The sequence below is a fragment of the Microbacterium sp. genome (assembly GCF_049650565.1).
GTDB lineage: Bacteria > Actinomycetota > Actinomycetes > Actinomycetales > Microbacteriaceae > Microbacterium.
In genome coordinates this window covers 1-15231 of record NZ_JBASAK010000037.1, presented here as the reverse complement: position 1 = coordinate 15231, position 15231 = coordinate 1, and the positions used below count along the sequence as shown (strand labels likewise).

General features: G+C 71.5%; 14 protein-coding genes. 6 read left to right on the top strand and 8 right to left on the bottom strand.

Annotation, left to right across the window (positions count from 1 at the left end):
* Window positions 1-1656, bottom strand: a 1656-nt coding sequence (locus WA967_RS06210) for an MMPL family transporter (RefSeq protein WP_424420129.1), incomplete at its 3' end; no start/stop codon positions are given.
* A 95-nt stretch (window positions 1657-1751) separates the two neighbouring features.
* Here WA967_RS06210 and WA967_RS06205 point away from each other — a divergent pair.
* Genes WA967_RS06205 through WA967_RS06195 form a run of 3 tightly spaced genes read left to right on the top strand, consistent with a single transcriptional unit; the run spans window position 1752 to window position 3438 of the window.
* Window positions 1752-2366 (top strand): MarR family winged helix-turn-helix transcriptional regulator, encoded by a 615-nt coding sequence (locus WA967_RS06205; RefSeq protein ID WP_424420127.1) that lies wholly within the window; start codon window positions 1752-1754, stop codon window positions 2364-2366.
* Window positions 2367-2410: 44 nt separating this feature from the next.
* Window positions 2411-2572, top strand: a complete 162-nt coding sequence (locus tag WA967_RS06200; RefSeq protein ID WP_424420125.1) for a hypothetical protein — start codon at window positions 2411-2413, stop codon at window positions 2570-2572.
* Window positions 2569-3438: a GNAT family N-acetyltransferase gene (locus tag WA967_RS06195; protein ID WP_424420123.1), complete on the top strand. Its 870-nt coding sequence runs from the start codon at window positions 2569-2571 to the stop codon at window positions 3436-3438. The genes WA967_RS06200 and WA967_RS06195 overlap by 4 nt, the downstream gene beginning before the upstream one ends.
* A 17-nt stretch (window positions 3439-3455) precedes the next feature.
* Here the strand turns inward: WA967_RS06195 and WA967_RS06190 are convergent, their stop codons facing one another.
* The 3 genes from WA967_RS06190 to WA967_RS06180 are packed head-to-tail and all read right to left on the bottom strand — an operon-like array spanning window position 3456 to window position 9129.
* A complete protein-coding gene (locus WA967_RS06190; RefSeq protein ID WP_424420121.1) occupies window positions 3456-6857 on the bottom strand; it encodes an error-prone DNA polymerase in 3402 nt (1133 codons plus the stop codon).
* Window positions 6857-8413, bottom strand: coding sequence for a DNA polymerase Y family protein (locus tag WA967_RS06185; protein WP_424420131.1), 1557 nt, complete (start codon window positions 8411-8413; stop codon window positions 6857-6859). The genes WA967_RS06190 and WA967_RS06185 overlap by 1 nt, the downstream gene beginning before the upstream one ends.
* A complete protein-coding gene (locus tag WA967_RS06180; protein ID WP_424420119.1) occupies window positions 8413-9129 on the bottom strand; it encodes a hypothetical protein in 717 nt (238 codons plus the stop codon). The genes WA967_RS06185 and WA967_RS06180 overlap by 1 nt, the downstream gene beginning before the upstream one ends.
* Before the next feature lie 133 nt (window positions 9130-9262).
* Here WA967_RS06180 and WA967_RS06175 point away from each other — a divergent pair, with 133 nt between their 5' ends.
* The 3 genes from WA967_RS06175 to WA967_RS06165 are packed head-to-tail and all read left to right on the top strand — an operon-like array spanning window position 9263 to window position 10624.
* Entirely contained in the window at window positions 9263-9733 is a 471-nt protein-coding gene (locus WA967_RS06175; RefSeq protein ID WP_424420117.1) for a prepilin peptidase, read from the top strand.
* A 44-nt stretch (window positions 9734-9777) separates the two neighbouring features.
* On the top strand, window positions 9778-9993 hold the full coding sequence (locus tag WA967_RS06170; protein WP_424420115.1) for a response regulator: 216 nt from the start codon (window positions 9778-9780) through the stop codon (window positions 9991-9993).
* The gene (locus WA967_RS06165) at window positions 9983-10624 is read left to right on the top strand and encodes a CYTH domain-containing protein (RefSeq protein WP_424420113.1); all 642 of its coding nucleotides are present in this window, start codon (window positions 9983-9985) and stop codon (window positions 10622-10624) included. The genes WA967_RS06170 and WA967_RS06165 overlap by 11 nt, the downstream gene beginning before the upstream one ends.
* Window positions 10625-10651: 27 nt before the next feature.
* Here WA967_RS06165 and kdpC read toward each other — a convergent pair whose 3' ends face one another.
* From kdpC to WA967_RS06145, 4 genes are read right to left on the bottom strand one after another with little or no spacing between them, the layout of a single operon-like run.
* A complete protein-coding gene (gene kdpC / locus WA967_RS06160; RefSeq protein ID WP_424420111.1) occupies window positions 10652-11263 on the bottom strand; it encodes a potassium-transporting ATPase subunit KdpC in 612 nt (203 codons plus the stop codon).
* Between the two features lie 9 nt (window positions 11264-11272).
* Complete coding sequence (gene kdpB, locus WA967_RS06155) at window positions 11273-13402, bottom strand: potassium-transporting ATPase subunit KdpB (protein ID WP_424420109.1); 2130 nt, start codon at window positions 13400-13402, stop codon at window positions 11273-11275.
* The gene (kdpA, locus tag WA967_RS06150) at window positions 13399-15072 is read right to left on the bottom strand and encodes a potassium-transporting ATPase subunit KdpA (protein ID WP_424420107.1); all 1674 of its coding nucleotides are present in this window, start codon (window positions 15070-15072) and stop codon (window positions 13399-13401) included. The genes kdpB and kdpA overlap by 4 nt, the downstream gene beginning before the upstream one ends.
* Window positions 15072-15161, bottom strand: coding sequence for a potassium-transporting ATPase subunit F (locus WA967_RS06145; RefSeq protein ID WP_298861038.1), 90 nt, complete (start codon window positions 15159-15161; stop codon window positions 15072-15074). The genes kdpA and WA967_RS06145 overlap by 1 nt, the downstream gene beginning before the upstream one ends.
* Window positions 15162-15231: the final 70 nt, after the last annotated feature.

Sequence of the window (15231 nt, the reverse complement as noted above, 5' to 3'; positions counted from 1 at the left end):
CAGGACCACCGGGATGATGAGGTTGCGGTCGTGGATCGACGCCGCGTTCGTGTCGACCGCTGTCGCGGTGACGCCGCCCACCAGGGCATCCGTACCGGTGAGGTCTGCGCGCAGCCGCTGGACGGTGCGCTCGGCAGCCGGCGAATCAGCGGCATCCGTCAGAGTGCCCTGCAGCAGCACCCGGCCGTCCTCGACCGTCGGATCGGGAGCAGGCGTGCCGGGGCGCCCGAGCGCGGTGATCCCGTTCTCGGTGACCGGCGCGCTGCCCGAGGGGGAGTCGGATGCCGTCACCGAGACGCCGTCGATGCCCTTGTCCGCCAGCAGCACATCGGCAGCGTCCTGCAGGCGCGACTGCTCCACGAGCACGTACACCGGGCTGCCCGATCCGCCGGGGAAGTGCTGGCCCAGCACGGCCTGGCCGTCCCTCGCCTCGGACGAGCCGAGCACGAGGTCGGACTGCGGCACGCCGCTGGCATTCAACTGCAGACCGCCGACGGCGGCGACCGCCAGCACCAGCGCGGTGGGAATCCAGATCGCGCGCGGATGACGGCGGATGCCGCGGGCCAGGCGCTGCCACGGACCGCGGCCCTGGAGCGGATCCCCCGGCGTCGCCGACTCGGGCTCGAGCTTCGGTCGGCGCGGCCAGAAGGCGGCCCGGCCGAACAGGCCCAGCAACGCCGGCAGCAGCGTGAGTGCGGCCAGCATGGCGAACACGATCCCGATCGCCGCGACCGGGCCGAGCGTGCTGTTCGACTTCAGATCGCTCAGCAGCAGGCAGAGCAGACCCGCGATCACGGTCCCGCCCGACGCGAGGATCGGCTCGAACGCGCCCTTCCAGGCTCCGCGCACGGCCGCCCAGCGGTCGGAGGTGGCGTGCAGCTCCTCGCGGAACCGCGAGACCAGCAGCAGCGAGTAGTCGGTGGCGGCGCCGATGACGAGGATGAACAGGATGCCCTGCGTCTGCCCGCTCAGCAGCAGGATGTCGAGCTTCGCCGCCCACCACACCACCAGCAGCGCAACGCACAGCGCGAACAGGCTCGTGCACAGCACGATCACCGGCAGCAGCAGAGAGCGGTAGACGATCACGAGGATCACCAGCACGGCCAGCAGCGCCACCAGCAGCAGGATGCCGTCGATCCCCGAGAATCCGGCCAGCAGGTCGGCCGTGAAGCCGGCGGGCCCGGTGATGTGCACGGCGACACCGTCGGGGACGCTCTTCTTCAGATCGGAGGACAGCGCCGCGGAGACCTCGCCGACATCGGCATCCGCATCGATCGGGACGAACGCCTGGGCGGCCAGACCGTCCTCGGAGAGCAGGACGGGGGAGGAGCCGTCCTTCACGCCTTCTGCATCGGTGGCCGCGTCGAGCGCGGTGGTGAGCTCGCCCTTCACCGCGTCGTCGATCTTCGTCTCGGACGAGAAGACCACCACGGCGGGGATCGAGTCGGAGCCGAGGAAGTCGCCGAGGGATCTCTGCACCTCGGTGGCGGGCGCCGAATCCGGAAGATACGCGGTGGCGTCGTTGGAGGAGACTTCATCGACCCGGCCGAACAGCGGTCCGCCCAGACCCGCACCCACCAGCCACATCAGGATGAGGGCCGAGGAGAGCAGGACCCGCGGCCAGGATCGGTGCGTGCTTTCGGAGCGAAGCGACATGGCGGGCCTTTCTCGAGTGTTCCCAGGAAGAGGATATTGCTAGCCAAGCGAGAAAACAACCTGGCTTGATTCCAGCAATTGAATAGAATGCTCCTATGTCCGAGGAATCCGCTCTTCCCGCCGACCCGGTGCGCTCCGCATCGCCGGCTCCGGACGGCCTCGAGGTCGCCGACCTCTACGACGTCGACTACAGCGATCCCGAGCACGTCCTGGTGCAGCGCGACGGCATCCCCGTGGCCGAGATCCGTCAGATCAACGCGCTGATGGCCGCGCTCGGAGAGCTGCGAGAGGCCGAGGAGCAGCTCTCCGAAGCATCCCGGCGCTACATGCGGCTGGGCGACACCGACATGCGCGCGCTGCACTACCTGATCGTGTGCTCCCACCGCGGAATCATCGCGACCCCCGGCGGCATCGCGCACCATCTGCGGATCTCGTCCGCCTCGACGACCAAGCTGCTGGACAGGTTGGAGCGCGGAGGGCACGTCGTACGCGCGCCCCACCCGACCGATCGCCGCGCGCTGGCCATCTCCATCACTCCCGCGACGCATCGCGCCGCCATGGAGAGCGTGGGCCGACAGCAGTCGAAGCGGTTCTACGCGGCAGCGCGCCTGACGTCGGCCGAGCGGGAGGTCGTCATTCGCTTCCTCCGCGATATGGCGAACGAGATCGCCCCGGGCGACGAAGCGTGGGCCCGGCAGCTGGAGGACTGACACCGCTCTGCCCGCCCGGCACTGCAGGTGCCTAGAGTGTGGTCATGGAGAAGAAACGACCGCAGGCGCCCGAACGGCCGGCCGCCGTTGACGCCGAGGAGGCGCTGCGAGAGGCCTCATCCGCTGCAGAGGCGGCCAAGGCGGAATCCGACCGCTGGGGCGGTGCGGACAAGACGCCCACCGAGCCGGGGGACCGATACTGGTGACCTGGATCCAGGCCGCCGGGACGGCGCGTCGCCGTGAGCTGCTGGCGGATGCGGTGGCGCGCGCGCACACGGCGAAGGCTGTCGCGGAGGGGATCGAGGCGGCCGTCCCCGAGCAGGATCGCGGCGAGATCTGGACGACCGCCGGCGACACGGCCATCGTCTGGGCGCTGCCCGGGAAGGACGGGGTCGTGCTGGCCGACGTGCACGCGCCGGGGCTGGGTGCCGCCGTGCTGTGGCCGCTGCTGGACTCGCTGGCGACGGATGCCGGCTGGTCGGGCAGCTGGCAGTTCAGCGCGTACGCGGGCCAGGAGCACATGGCGGAGCTCGCCGAGCATGTTCGTGCGCGCAGAGTGGCGACGAAGATGCGGATCGCCGTCGTCGAGGTGCCCGAGTTCATCGGCATCCGGCTGGTGCCGATGGACGACGACGACTTCTCCGCCTACCGGGCCGTCGCCGACGAGGACTACGCCCAGGAGCGGTTCGCCTCGGGCTCGGAGCCCACGATCGAGGACTCCCGTCGCGTGGCTGCGGCGCAGATGGCCGAGCTGCTGCCCTTCGGACCCCGCACGCCCGACCATCGGCTGTGGATCGTGCGCGACCGTGATGACCGACGGGCGGGGATCCTGTGGGTTCATCTCGGCGACGGCGAGGCGTTCATCTATGACATCGCGATGGACGCGGATCGACGGGGGCAGGGCCTGGGCACCCAGACGCTGCGCGCCGCGGCTGCGGAGACCGCCCGCGCGGGGCTCGAGGTGCTGGCACTGAACGTGTTCGGCAGCAACGATGCCGCCCGCCGACTGTACGCGCGTGAGGGGTACTGCGAGACCGAGGTGCTCTGGTCGGTGCCGATCGCGCGGGCCTGAGTGGGTTCGCACCATGCTCACCGGAAGTCCCTCGACCGGTGCGCGAGACCGGTCCGCAGATCCTCGAAGGCGTCCGCGAGCACGTTCGAGACGCCCTCGGGCGAGCGCTCCAGGATGCCGCGCACGATCAGTGCGGGGGAGTCGCGGGCGATCCGCCGGTAGCGATTCCACACGCCGGTGGTGCAGATGATGTTGGCGAGACCGTGCTCGTCCTCGAGGTTGAGGAAGGTGACGCCGCTGGCGGTCGCCGGACGCTGGCGGTGCGTGACGACGCCCGCCACCTCGATGCGCCTGCCCGCCTCGTGGGTGCGCAGCTGCGCGGAGGTCAGCACGCCGCGGGCATCGAGCGCCGCGCGCAGGTGCGTCAACGGATGATCGTCGGTGGAGACGCCGGTGGACCACAGGTCGGCGGCCAGCCTCTCGTACCCGGACTGGTCGGCGAACAGCGGCGGCTGCACGGACACCGTGGTGCCGGGCAGGAAGCGCGCCCTGTCCTCGGCGGCGGCCCCCGCCAGCCAGATGGCCTCGCGTCGGGTCAGCCCCAGGCACTCGAAGGCCCCGGCCGTCGCCAGCGCCTCCAGCTGCGCGGCCGTGGCATCCGTGCGCCGTACCAGGTCGTGCAGATCGCGGAACGGGCCGTGCTCGTCGCGCGCGGCGACGATGCGCTCGGCGAGCTTCACGCCGATCCCGCGCACCCCCGACAAGCCGAGTCGCACCGCGAACCGGCCGTCGCGGCGGTGCGCGGCGGAGACATCGGGCGCCGTGCGGTCGAACCTGCCGATGGGCGGCTGCGGGGCGATCAGGCAGGAGTCCAGGCCCGTGGGGCCTGAACCATCCTCGACGCGCTCCAGGCCATCCAGGGCGCCGGAGGCGTGCAGGTCGGGCCGCAGCACCCGCACCCCGTGATGGCGGGCGTCGGCGGTCAACGATGACGCCGAGTAGAACCCCATCGGCTGCGAGCGCAGCAGACCCGCCAGGAACGCCGCCGGATAGTGCAGCTTCAGCCACGAGCTGGCGTACACCAGCAGCGCGAACGACAGCGAGTGGGATTCCGCGAAGCCGAAGTTCGAGAACGCCTGGATCTGCGCGTAGATGCGGTCGCAGAGCTCCTCGCTCAGCCCCTTCTCGCGCATCCCCGCGTACAGCGACTCCCTGATCCGCTCGATCTTCTCCAGCCCGCGCTTGGAGCCCATGGCCCGGCGCAGCAGGTCGGCCTCGTCGGCCGTGCAGTTGCCCAGCACCGTCGCCATCTGGATCAGCTGCTCCTGGAAAACCGGGACTCCCAGCGTGCGGGCCAGCACCGGCTCCAGCACCGGGTGCGCATAGGTCACGGCATCCTGCCCCAGCTTGCGCCGCACGAATGGATGCACGGCGCCGCCCTGGATGGGGCCGGGACGGATCAGCGCGATCTGGATGGCCAGCTCGTAGAACTCCCGCGGCTGCAGGCGCGGCAGCAGCCCCATCTGCGCACGCGACTCCACCTGGAACACGCCGATGGAGTCCGCCCGGCACAGCATGTCGTAGACGGCCTGCTCCTCCTTCGGGATGCCGGCCAGCGTCCACGCCTCGCCGGTGGCCTCGTGGATCAGGTCGAAGCAGTGCCGCAGTGCCGACAGCATCCCCAGGCCCAGCAGATCGAACTTCACCAGCCCCATCCAGGCCGCATCGTCCTTGTCCCACTGGATGATCGTGCGATCCTGCATGCGGGCGTGCTCCACCGGCACCACCTCGCCCACCGGCTGGGCGGTCAGCACCATCCCGCCGGAGTGGATGCCCAGGTGGCGGGGCGCCTTCAGCAGCTCGCCGGCGTAGGACAGCACGTCGGCGGGGATGTCGTTGTCGACCGCGGGCTCGATCCCCGCGCTCCAGCCGTCGACCTGCTTGGACCAGGCGTCCTGCTGCCCGGGGGAGTGACCGAGGGCCCTGGCCATGTCGCGCACGGCGTTCTTCGGCCGGTACTGGATGACGTTGGCCACCTGCGCGGCGCGCTCGCGGCCGTAGGCGGCGTACACCCACTGGATGATCTCCTCGCGGCGGCTGGAGTCGAAGTCCACGTCGATGTCGGGCTCCTCGCTGCGGGTGGTGGCGAGGAACCGCTCGAACGGCAGCCCGTACAGGATCGGGTCGACGGCGGTGATCCCCAGCAGGTAGCAGACCGCGCTCGCCGCAGCCGACCCCCGGCCCTGGCACAGGATGCCGCGGCGGCGGGCCTCCTCGACGATGCCGTGCACGATGAGGAAGTAGCCCGGGAAGTCCTTCTCCTCGATGACGTCCAGCTCACGGGCGATGCGCGCCCGCCCGGCATCGTCCAGCCGCGGGTACCTCGACGGCACCGCCTGCCACACCAGCATCCGCAGGTGGCTCATGGGCGTCTCACCGGGGGGGACCTCCTGCAGCGGCAGGTCGGGCTTGGCCCGCCGCAGCGGGAACGCGGCGTCCGCGGCGATGCGCAGCCCGTTCGCGATGGCGCCGGGGTACCGGCGGAAGCGCGCGGTCATCTCGGCGCCGCTGCGCAGGTGCGCGGCCCCGTGCGCGGGCAGCCAGCCGTCGAGGTCGTCCATGCTGCGGGTGGCGCGCACGGCGGCGACGGCCTCGGCCAGCCCTGCCCGCTCGGGGGTGGCGTAGTGCACGTTGCCGGTGGCGACGATCGGCAGGCGGAGACCTGCGGCGAGCTCGGCGAGGGCGTCGTTGCGGCGGGTGTCCTGAGGGTCGCCGTGATCGATGAGCTCGACGGCCACGTGGTCCTGGCCGAACAGATCGACCAGCCGGCGCAGCGGTCTGCCGGCATCTCCGCCCTCCAGCCCCTGCCGCACGGCGCCCTTGCGGCATCCGGTCAGGATCGTCCAGTGCCCGCCGGCGGCGGTGACGAGATCGTCGAGATCGTACTGCGGCCTGCCCTTCTCGCCGCCGCGCAGCTGGGCGCGGGTGATCGCGCCGGCCAGTCGGTGGTAGCCCTCCACTCCGTTCGCCAGCACCAGCAGGTGCTCGCCGAGCGGATCGGGGGAGCCGGTGCGGCTGGGGGCCTTCAGCCCGTCCGCCGAGCCCAGCGACAGCTCCGCGCCGAATACGGTCTGCACGCCGGTGAACTCGGCGGCCTCGGCGAACCGCGCCGCACCGTAGAAGCCGTCGTGATCGGTGATGGCGAGGGCGGTGAGCCCCAGGGCCTCCGCCTCGGCCAGCAGGTCGTCGGGGGAGGAGGCTCCGTCGAGGAAGGAGTACGACGAGTGCGCGTGCAGCTCGGCATAGGGCACGGCATCCGCAGGTCGGGTGACGGGAGGAGCGGATGCCGGCGGCCGGTGCCTGCTCAGCGGGCCGGGGTCCTGGCGCGGGGCGAGCGGCTCCGCGGATGCCGGGGCCGTGGGCGCCTCCAGCGTGCGCTGCAGCGCCTTCCAGGTCAGCGGCGGATTGCTGAAGCCCATCAGCGGTACCTCCCCTCGGCCCACCAGGACCCCCCGGAGTGGAAGACGAGCCAGGCGCGGTGCTGCCGGTCCAGCAGCTGGAAGCGCTCTCCGGAACGAGCCCTGGCGGCATCCCAGCGGTGCTCGTGCACGGGCCAGGGGCCCGCCCAGCCGATCACCTCGCTGTCGTCGACGAGCGCGGGCGGGCAGGACAGGGCGCCACGGGCGTCGACGCTGATCACCGCGCCGCCGGCTCCGGTCACGTGCACGGGCCGCATCGGCGTGAACACCTCCGCCGGCAGTGGATCCGGCAGGTTTCCCGGCCACGGGCGGCCGGGATCGCGCTCGACGACAGGGCGCTCGCCCCAGGGCGTCAGCAGCTGCCGGTCGGCCAGCATCCGACCGCCGGAGACGGATGCCGTGGTCACCCCGGCGTGCCCGAGCATGGTCTGCACGCGCGAGACGGCGTGATGCAGGCGCTCATCGGTGCCGGAGCCGAACAGCCCCGGCTGGTGGTGCGCCGCATCGTCGACCGCGACGGGCGCGATGCGCACCCCCACGATCCCGCGGAAGGCGTGCGCGGCGTCGGAGTCCTGCCCGCTGTCCGAGGCGGGCGGAGCCAGCGACTCCAGCTGCCAGCGCACCCGGTCCACCAGGTCGGGGGCGTCGAAGCAGGTCGGATGCAGCCAGGTGCGCGAGGTGACCGCCCCGTCGTCGTCGGTGAGGTCGATGCGCACCTCCGTGCACACCAGCGAGGCGTCGGCGAGGGCCAGCATCACGGCATCCGCCGTCTGCCGCACGGCGAACGCGATCTGATCGGACTGTCCCAGCGGCGTCTCGAACTCGACGCGCCTGCTCAGCTGCGGGTCGGGTGCGCGGGGCGTCAGCGGCCGAGAATCCGCACCGCGTGCCAGCGCGTGCAGCCGGGCTCCCTGCTCACCGAACCGCTCCCGCACCGAGAGCGCGTCCAGGGCGGCGAACCCGCCCAGCGTGCCGACGCCCAGCCGCCGCAGCAGCTCGGCGAGTTCCGGCTCGCCCAGCACCTCGAGTGGCAGCGGTGCGAGGAAAGACTCGGCATCACCGGGAGGGATCACCGCCCAGCCCTCGTCCCCGGATCCTCGTGCCGCCAGCTCGGCGGTGAACGCCCCGTCGGCCACGCCGATCCGCACCTCGGGGTACCCCGCCTCGCCGAGGATCTGCCGCAGGGCGGCTGCGGCCTGCTCCTCACTGCCGTGGTAGCGCGAGATCCCGCGGGAGCGCAGTGCCGCCAGGCCAGGGCGCAGCAGGTGCACGCCCGGTGCATGCGCCTCGATCAGGCGCAGCACCGGTCGGAAGGCGCGCTCATCCTGCGCGGTGTCGTGCGGCAGCATCCGCAGCGCCGGCAGCCTGCCCTGCGCGAGCCGCCGGCGCTGACCGACCCGCACACCGTGCGCGCGGGCCGAGTCCGTGCAGGCCGTGATGACGTTGCCGTGCACGAGGGCGGTGGGCGGATGCGGTGGAGCGGCGCCCAGGGCCGCGCGCAGCGGCCAGTCCGGGAACCACAGCACGTGCATCCGCAGGGGAGCGAGCGCGTCCATCACGCCACCGCCCAGCGGGGGTGGGCGGGCAGGGAGTCCGGCAGGGAGCCGGGGACGGCCTGCACTCCGCCGAGCCCGCCCGGCAGCTGCACGCGCAGGCTCTGCGGGCGCGGGGTCGACCGGGTCTGCGCGGTCACCGTCACCGTGCGATCCGACAGCAGGCCCCAGCCCTCGCCGATCCCCGACCAGTGCGGGTCGTGCAGGCTGATCAGCCCTTCGCTCTGCGGCCATGACGAGGCGGCCAGCACTGTGCATCCGCGGTCGCGCAACCGGGCCGAAAGGCGTGCGGCATCCGCATCCCGCACCGCGGAGCCGGGACTGACGGCGATCAGCGGCACCACCTCGGCCAGTGCCGAGATCACGGCCAGCCAGCGCTGCCCCGGCGAGGGCACCAGGATCAGCCGGGACAGGTCGACGCCGAAGGATGCCGCCGCCTCCAGCCCCAGCGTGGGCATGCCCACCGCCGCGCACCAGCTGCCGCGCTGCGAGACGGCGCCCATCAGCGCGAGGATCAGGCTCGGCGAGGGCGAGACCGAGTACACCGTACCGGTCTGCAGCCCCCGGCCGGGGAGCAGCTCCGCCAGCGCGGGGTGCAGCGGCAGCACGGCATCCTCGCTGCGGCGGCGCTGCATCCGGCTGATCTCACGGCGCAGCCGAAGGATGTCCCCCGCGCGTTCATCGGCGGGGGAGAGCGCCGCGATCGTCCCGATCCCCATGTATCCATCCTCGAATCTAATTTCGAATATTTCAAGTCCGATTCGAAGACTAGATCGCACATCCGACATTGCAGGGAGAGGGGTTGTCCACAGGCTCCCGCCGTGCGACGTCGATCTCCTCTAGCCTGCGATCATGACTCTCCACGCCGTCACCGTGCTGCTCGTGCACCTGGCGCTGGCGGGCGTCGGGCTGTGGCTGCTGGTCATCGACGCGCGCACCCACCGGCTGCCCAACCGCGTCGTGCTGCCCACCCTGGGGATGCTGGTGGTGCTGGTGATCGTCGAGGCGCTGGCGACTGGCGATGCCGGACGGATGCTGCGGGCGCTGCTGGGCGGCCTGGCCCTCGGCGCCTTCTACGCTGCCATGCACCTGGGATCGCGGCAGGGGATGGGCGGCGGGGATGTGAAGCTGGCCGCCGTGATCGGGGTGGTGCTGGCCTGGCACGGCTGGTGGACGCTGATGCTCGGCGCGTGCGCGGCGTTCGTGCTGGGCGCCCTGTTCGCGCTGGTGCTGATGGCGCTGAGGCGCGCGAACCGCTCCACGCGCATCGCGTTCGGGCCGTGGATGATCCTCGGCGCGGTGCTGGCCATCGCGGCCGGATGACACGGCGCTCACTCGTTGTCCCCGCGGGGGGTTATGGTGAGCACATGGCACTCGCACGACTTCACGGCGGTCCGCTCGACGGGCAGATCCTCCCGCTCGATGACGCCGATCAGAGCACCCTGATCCTGCCCTACAGCGAGACGATGCTCACCTATCGTCGCGACGGCGCGCCGTCCCATACCGGCGCGCACGACGGCCCGACCGAGACGGCGTTCCAGTACGTCGAGTCCGAGGACGGCATCTCCCCCCGTGACGACTGACCCGGTGGAGGGCGTCGCGGGCGATCCGCAGCGCACCTTCGAGATCGAGCGCAAGTACGACGCGGATCCCGGCACGCCGCTGCCGGACTGGACGGACGTGCCCGGAGTCCTGAGCATCACCGAGGGCGAGCTGCGCGAGCTGGACGCCCGCTACCTCGACACCGACGACCGCGCTCTCGCGCAGCACGGCATCGCCCTGCGCCGCCGCACCGGCGGCCCGGACGCCGGCTGGCACATCAAGGGCCCGCGCCAGGGCGAGGGCCGGCTGGAGCTCGGCTGGCCGCTGGACGAGGACGGCCGGATGCCGGATGCCGTGGCCGAGACCGTCGGGCAGTGGACCAGTGGCGCGCTCGTGCCGATCGCCCGCATCGAGAACACCCGCACGGCGTTCCATCTCGTGGGCCCTGCGGGCGTGGTCGCCGAGTTCGTCGACGACCACGTGCGCGCCACCGACCTGCGCGCGGGAACGCACAGCGCCTGGCGCGAGTGGGAGATGGAGCTGGGGCCCGCAGCCCCCGCCGACGGTCCCGATCGCGAGGCGTTCTTCGCCGCCGTGGAGCGAGCAGTGCAGGCGGCGGGCGGCCGCCCGCCGTCCTCCGGCTCGAAGCTGGCCCGCGCCCTCGGGGCCTGAGCTCGCCCGCGCCCTCGGGGCCTGAGCTCAGCCCTGCGGCAGCGCGTCCAGGGCCAGGTTCAGCTCCACGACGTTCACGCGCGGCTCGCCGAGGAAGCCGAGGTCCCGACCGGCGGTGTGCGCGGACACGAGGCGCTTCACCTCGCCGACGCTCAGCCCACGGGCATCCGCCACCCGCCGCACCTGGATCGCGGCGTACGCCGGGGAGATGTGCGGATCCAGGCCCGAGCCGGATGCTGTGAGCGCGTCCACCGGCACGGCATCCGGATCCACGTCGTCGAACGCGGCGATCTGCGCCCGCCGCTCGACGATCTCCGCGACCAGCGTGCGGTTCTCCGGCCCGAGGTTGGAGCCGCCCGACGCCAGGGTGTCGTAGTCCGCAGCCGACGGGCGGGGCTGGAAGTACTGCGGCAGCGGCCTCCCGCCGGCATCCGTGAAGCTCTGCCCGATCAGTGAGGAGCCGGTCACCGAGCCGTCGGCGCGGTGCAGGAGCGAGCCGTTGGCCTGATCGGGCATCGTCACCTGGCCGATCGCGGTGATCGCCAGCGGGTAGCCGATGCCCAGCAGCACGGTGAACACCAGCATCAGCCGCAGCGCGGTCCACAGCATCCGCAGCGGGTGACGGGCACGAGCGGTCATGGGATCCTCCTAGAAACCTGGCAGCAGGCTGACGACGAGGTCGATGACCTTGATGGCGACGATGGGCACCAGGATGCCGCTGATCCCGCAGATCAGCAGGTTCCTGGTGAGGGCCTTGCGCAGCTCCCCGGTGCGGTACGGCACTCCGATCAGCGCCAGCGGGATGAGGATGCCCATCACCACGGTGCTGAAGATGACGGTGGACAGGATCGCGGATGCTGGAGTGTGCAGGCGCAGGATGTTCAGCGCGTCCAGGCCCGGGAAGACGCCGACGAACAGAGCGGGGAAGAGCGTGAAGTAGCGGACCGCGTCGTTGGCGAAGTTGAACGTGATCAGCGCGCCGCGGGTGGCCATCTGGCGCCGGCCGACCTCGACGATGTCCACGAGGTGGCTGGGGTCGTCGTCGAGGATGATCATGTTCGCAGCGTCCTTGGCCGCCGCCGTCGCCGTGTTCATCGCGATGCCGATGTCGGCCTGCGCCAGCGCCGGCGCGTCATTGATGCCGTCCCCGCTCATCGCGACCAGGTGGCCGCGCTTCTGCTCCTGCTGGATGATCGCGAGCTTGCCCTCCGGCGTCGTGTCGCCGACGAACTCGTCGATGCCCACCTCCGCGCTGATGGCCTCGGCCGTGAGGCGGTGGTCGCCGGAGACCATCATGCTGCGCACGCCCAGCGCGCTCAGGTGGGAGATCCGCTCGCGGACGCCCTCCTTCACGACGTCCTGCAGATGGACGAGTCCCAGAGCGCGGCCCCGGTCGCCCGGCACCTTCATGGCCACGGCCAGCGGCGTACCACCCGTGCGGGCGATGGCCCGCGCGGCCTCCTTGAGCTCGAGGAGAACCTCGCGCGGCGGCTGCGTGCCCTGCTGCTTGAGCCAGGCGGCCACGGCCGAGACCGCCCCCTTGCGGATGCGCGTGCCGTCGGGGAGGTCGACACCGGAGAGCCGGGTCGCGGCGCTGAACGGCACGAACACGCCGCTCTCGGCGTGCGGATGGACCGGCTCCACGCCGTCCTCTGCGGCCAGGGCGACGATCGACGCGCCCTCGGGAGTCGGGTCCTCCAGGGACGCCTCTGCGGCCATGCGGGTCAGCCGCTCGACGGTGTTCCCTCCCACGGGGATGAACGCGATCGCGGTGCGGTTGCCCAGGGTCACCGTGCCGGTCTTGTCCAGCAGCACGGTCGTGATGTCGCCCGCGGTCTCCAGCGCTTTCGCCGAGGTCACCAGCACGCCGCGTCGCAGCAGCTGCGACATCCCGGCGATGCCGGTCACCGACATCAGCGCCGCGATCTCGGTGGGGATCAGGCACACCACCAGCGACACCAGCACCGGGATCGACACGGGAGTGGCCACGGGGGAGACCACGGCGTTCAGCGTGAGCACCAGCAGCACGAACGACAGCGAGAACGATGCCAGCAGCGCGCTGAACGCGACCTCCAGCGGCGCCTTCTGCCGCCGGGATCTGCTGGCCAGCCTGATCGTCTGCTCCACCGCCCCCGATTCGGGTGTGGCCGTCACCCGCACCACGAGGCGATCGGAGGTGTCCCGCGTGCCGCCGGTGACGCCGGTGCGGTCGCCATCGGAGGCACGGATGACGGTGCCGGCCTGTCCGGTGAACTCCGACTCGTCCACCTCGGCCGCGCCCCAGAGCACCTCGCCGTCGGCGGGGATCAGCTCGCCGGCCTCGACGACGATCACGTCATCGGGGCGCAGGCCGCCCGCGTCGATGTCGATCACCGTGGCGGCCGCGGCCCCGGCATCCCGTCCCCGGTCGTAGTCGGCCACGAGATGCGCGGTCGTGCCGGACGGCGATCGCCGCAGCGACGCGGTCTGCGCGCGCCCCCGGCCCTCGGCGATCGACTCGGCCAGCGTGGCCGTGTACAGGCACGCCCAGAAGCCGGCGGTGAGCATCCAGGTGAACCCGGCGGGCATGGTCGTGCCGCCCGAGGGCAGAGGTCCTCCGGCGAAAGGCTCGGCGATCGCGATGAGGGTGGTCAGCGCCGCGCCGGCCTCGGTGAGCAGCAGCACCGGGTTGTGCCAGAGATAGCGCGGGTCGAACTTGCGCAGCGCGTCGGCGAGCACCGTGCCGATGGTGCTCACGGTGATCACGTCTCCCTGCGTCGTGACGATCTGCCCGCTCATCCCATCAGCCCCTCGGCGAACGGGCCGACCAGCAGCACAGGGACGAACACCGGCACCGTGATGAAGACGATGAGACTCACCAGCAGCACCACGAACTGCGGTCGGTGCAGAGGCAGGTCGCCGCTGGTGGCGGCCTTGCCCTGCGCCGCCAGGGACCCTGCCAGTGCCAGCACCAGGGCGATCGGGATGAACCTGCCCAGCAGGATGATCACCCCGATCAGCACATTCAGCATCGGGTCGTTCGCGCTCAGGCCCGCGAACGCGGATCCGTTGTTGATGGCGGCCGACACGAAGGCGTAGAACACCTCCGACAGCCCGTGCGGGCCCTGGTTGCTCATGGCGTCCATCAGGTCGGCGCGCACCGATGGGATCGCGAACCCCGCAGCCATGCCGCCCAGCGCCAGCAGCGGGAGCACCAGGATGGCGATGCTGACGAGCTTCAGCTCGCGCACGCCCAGCCGCTTGCCGAGGTACACGGGGGAGCGGCCCAGCAGCAGGGCCGCCAGGAACACGGCGATGACCATCAGGATCAGCAGCGCGTAGGTGCCGGATCCGGCGCCGCCCGGCGCCACCTCGCCGAGCGTCATGTCGAGCATGAGCATGAGCCCGCCGAACGCCGTGTACGAGTCGTGCATGGAATTCACGGCGCCGCCCGTGGTGCCGGTCGTCGCCGTCGCGAACAGCGTCGAGCCGACGATGCCGAAGCGCTGCTCCTTGCCCTCCATGGCACCGCCGGCAAGCATCGGCGCCGTGCCCGATCCCGCGTATTCGAAGATCGTCAGGGGGATGTACACCGCAGCGAACAGCACGATCATGGTGATCAGCAGGGCGAGGCCCGCGCGCTGGTCGCCCACCATGGTGCCGAACATCCTCGGCATCGAGAACGGGATCATCAGCAGCAGGATCACCTGCAGCAGATTCGTCCACGCCGTCGGATTCTCGAAGGGGTGCGCGGAGTTGGCGTTGAAGAGGCCGCCGCCGTTGGTGCCGATCATCTTGATGGCCTCCTGCGAGGCCACCGGACCGCCCAGCAGCGTCTGCGCGCCGCCCGACACGGTCGTGATGGAGGCGGGGCCGGTGAGATTCTGGATCACGCCGCCGGCTATCAGCACCACGGCCATCACGATGGACAGCGGCAGCAGGATGCGCAGATTCGCCCGCACGAGGTCGACCCAGAAGCTGCCCAGGCCGCTGCGCCCCCGCAGCGAGGCGAACCCGCGGATGAGCGCCACGGCCACCGCCATGCTCACGGCAGCGGAGACGAAGTTCTGCACGGCCAGTCCCGTCATCTGCACGGCGTAGCCCGTGGCCTGCTCGGGGGAGTACGACTGCCAGTTGGTGTTTCCGACGAAGGATGCCGCCGTGTTGAACGCCAGGTCGGGGCGCATCCCCGGCATCCCCAGCGAGTACGGCAGCAGCGGCTGCAGCCGCAGCATGGCGTACAGCAGCACGAAGCCGGCCAGCGAGAACGCCCCGACCGATGCCAGGTAGCGGCGCCAGGACTGCTGCCTGGTGGGGTCGATTCCGCACAGCCGGTAGATGAGGCGCTCGACGCGCAGATCACGGCCCGTGGTGAACACAGCCGCCATGTAGTCGCCCAGCGGGTGGTACAGCAGGCCGAGCACGAGGGCGACGGCCAGCAGCGCCGACGCCGTGAGGAACCACGCCATCAGATGCGGTCTGGTCGGAGCAGGACGTACGCCAGGTAGATCACCGACGCGACGCCCGTGATCACAGCGACGGCTTCCAGGATGCCCACGACTTCTCCTTCACGAGAACTGCCCGATGAGCATAGTACGCGGAAGGGCCCGATCCGAATGGATCGGGCC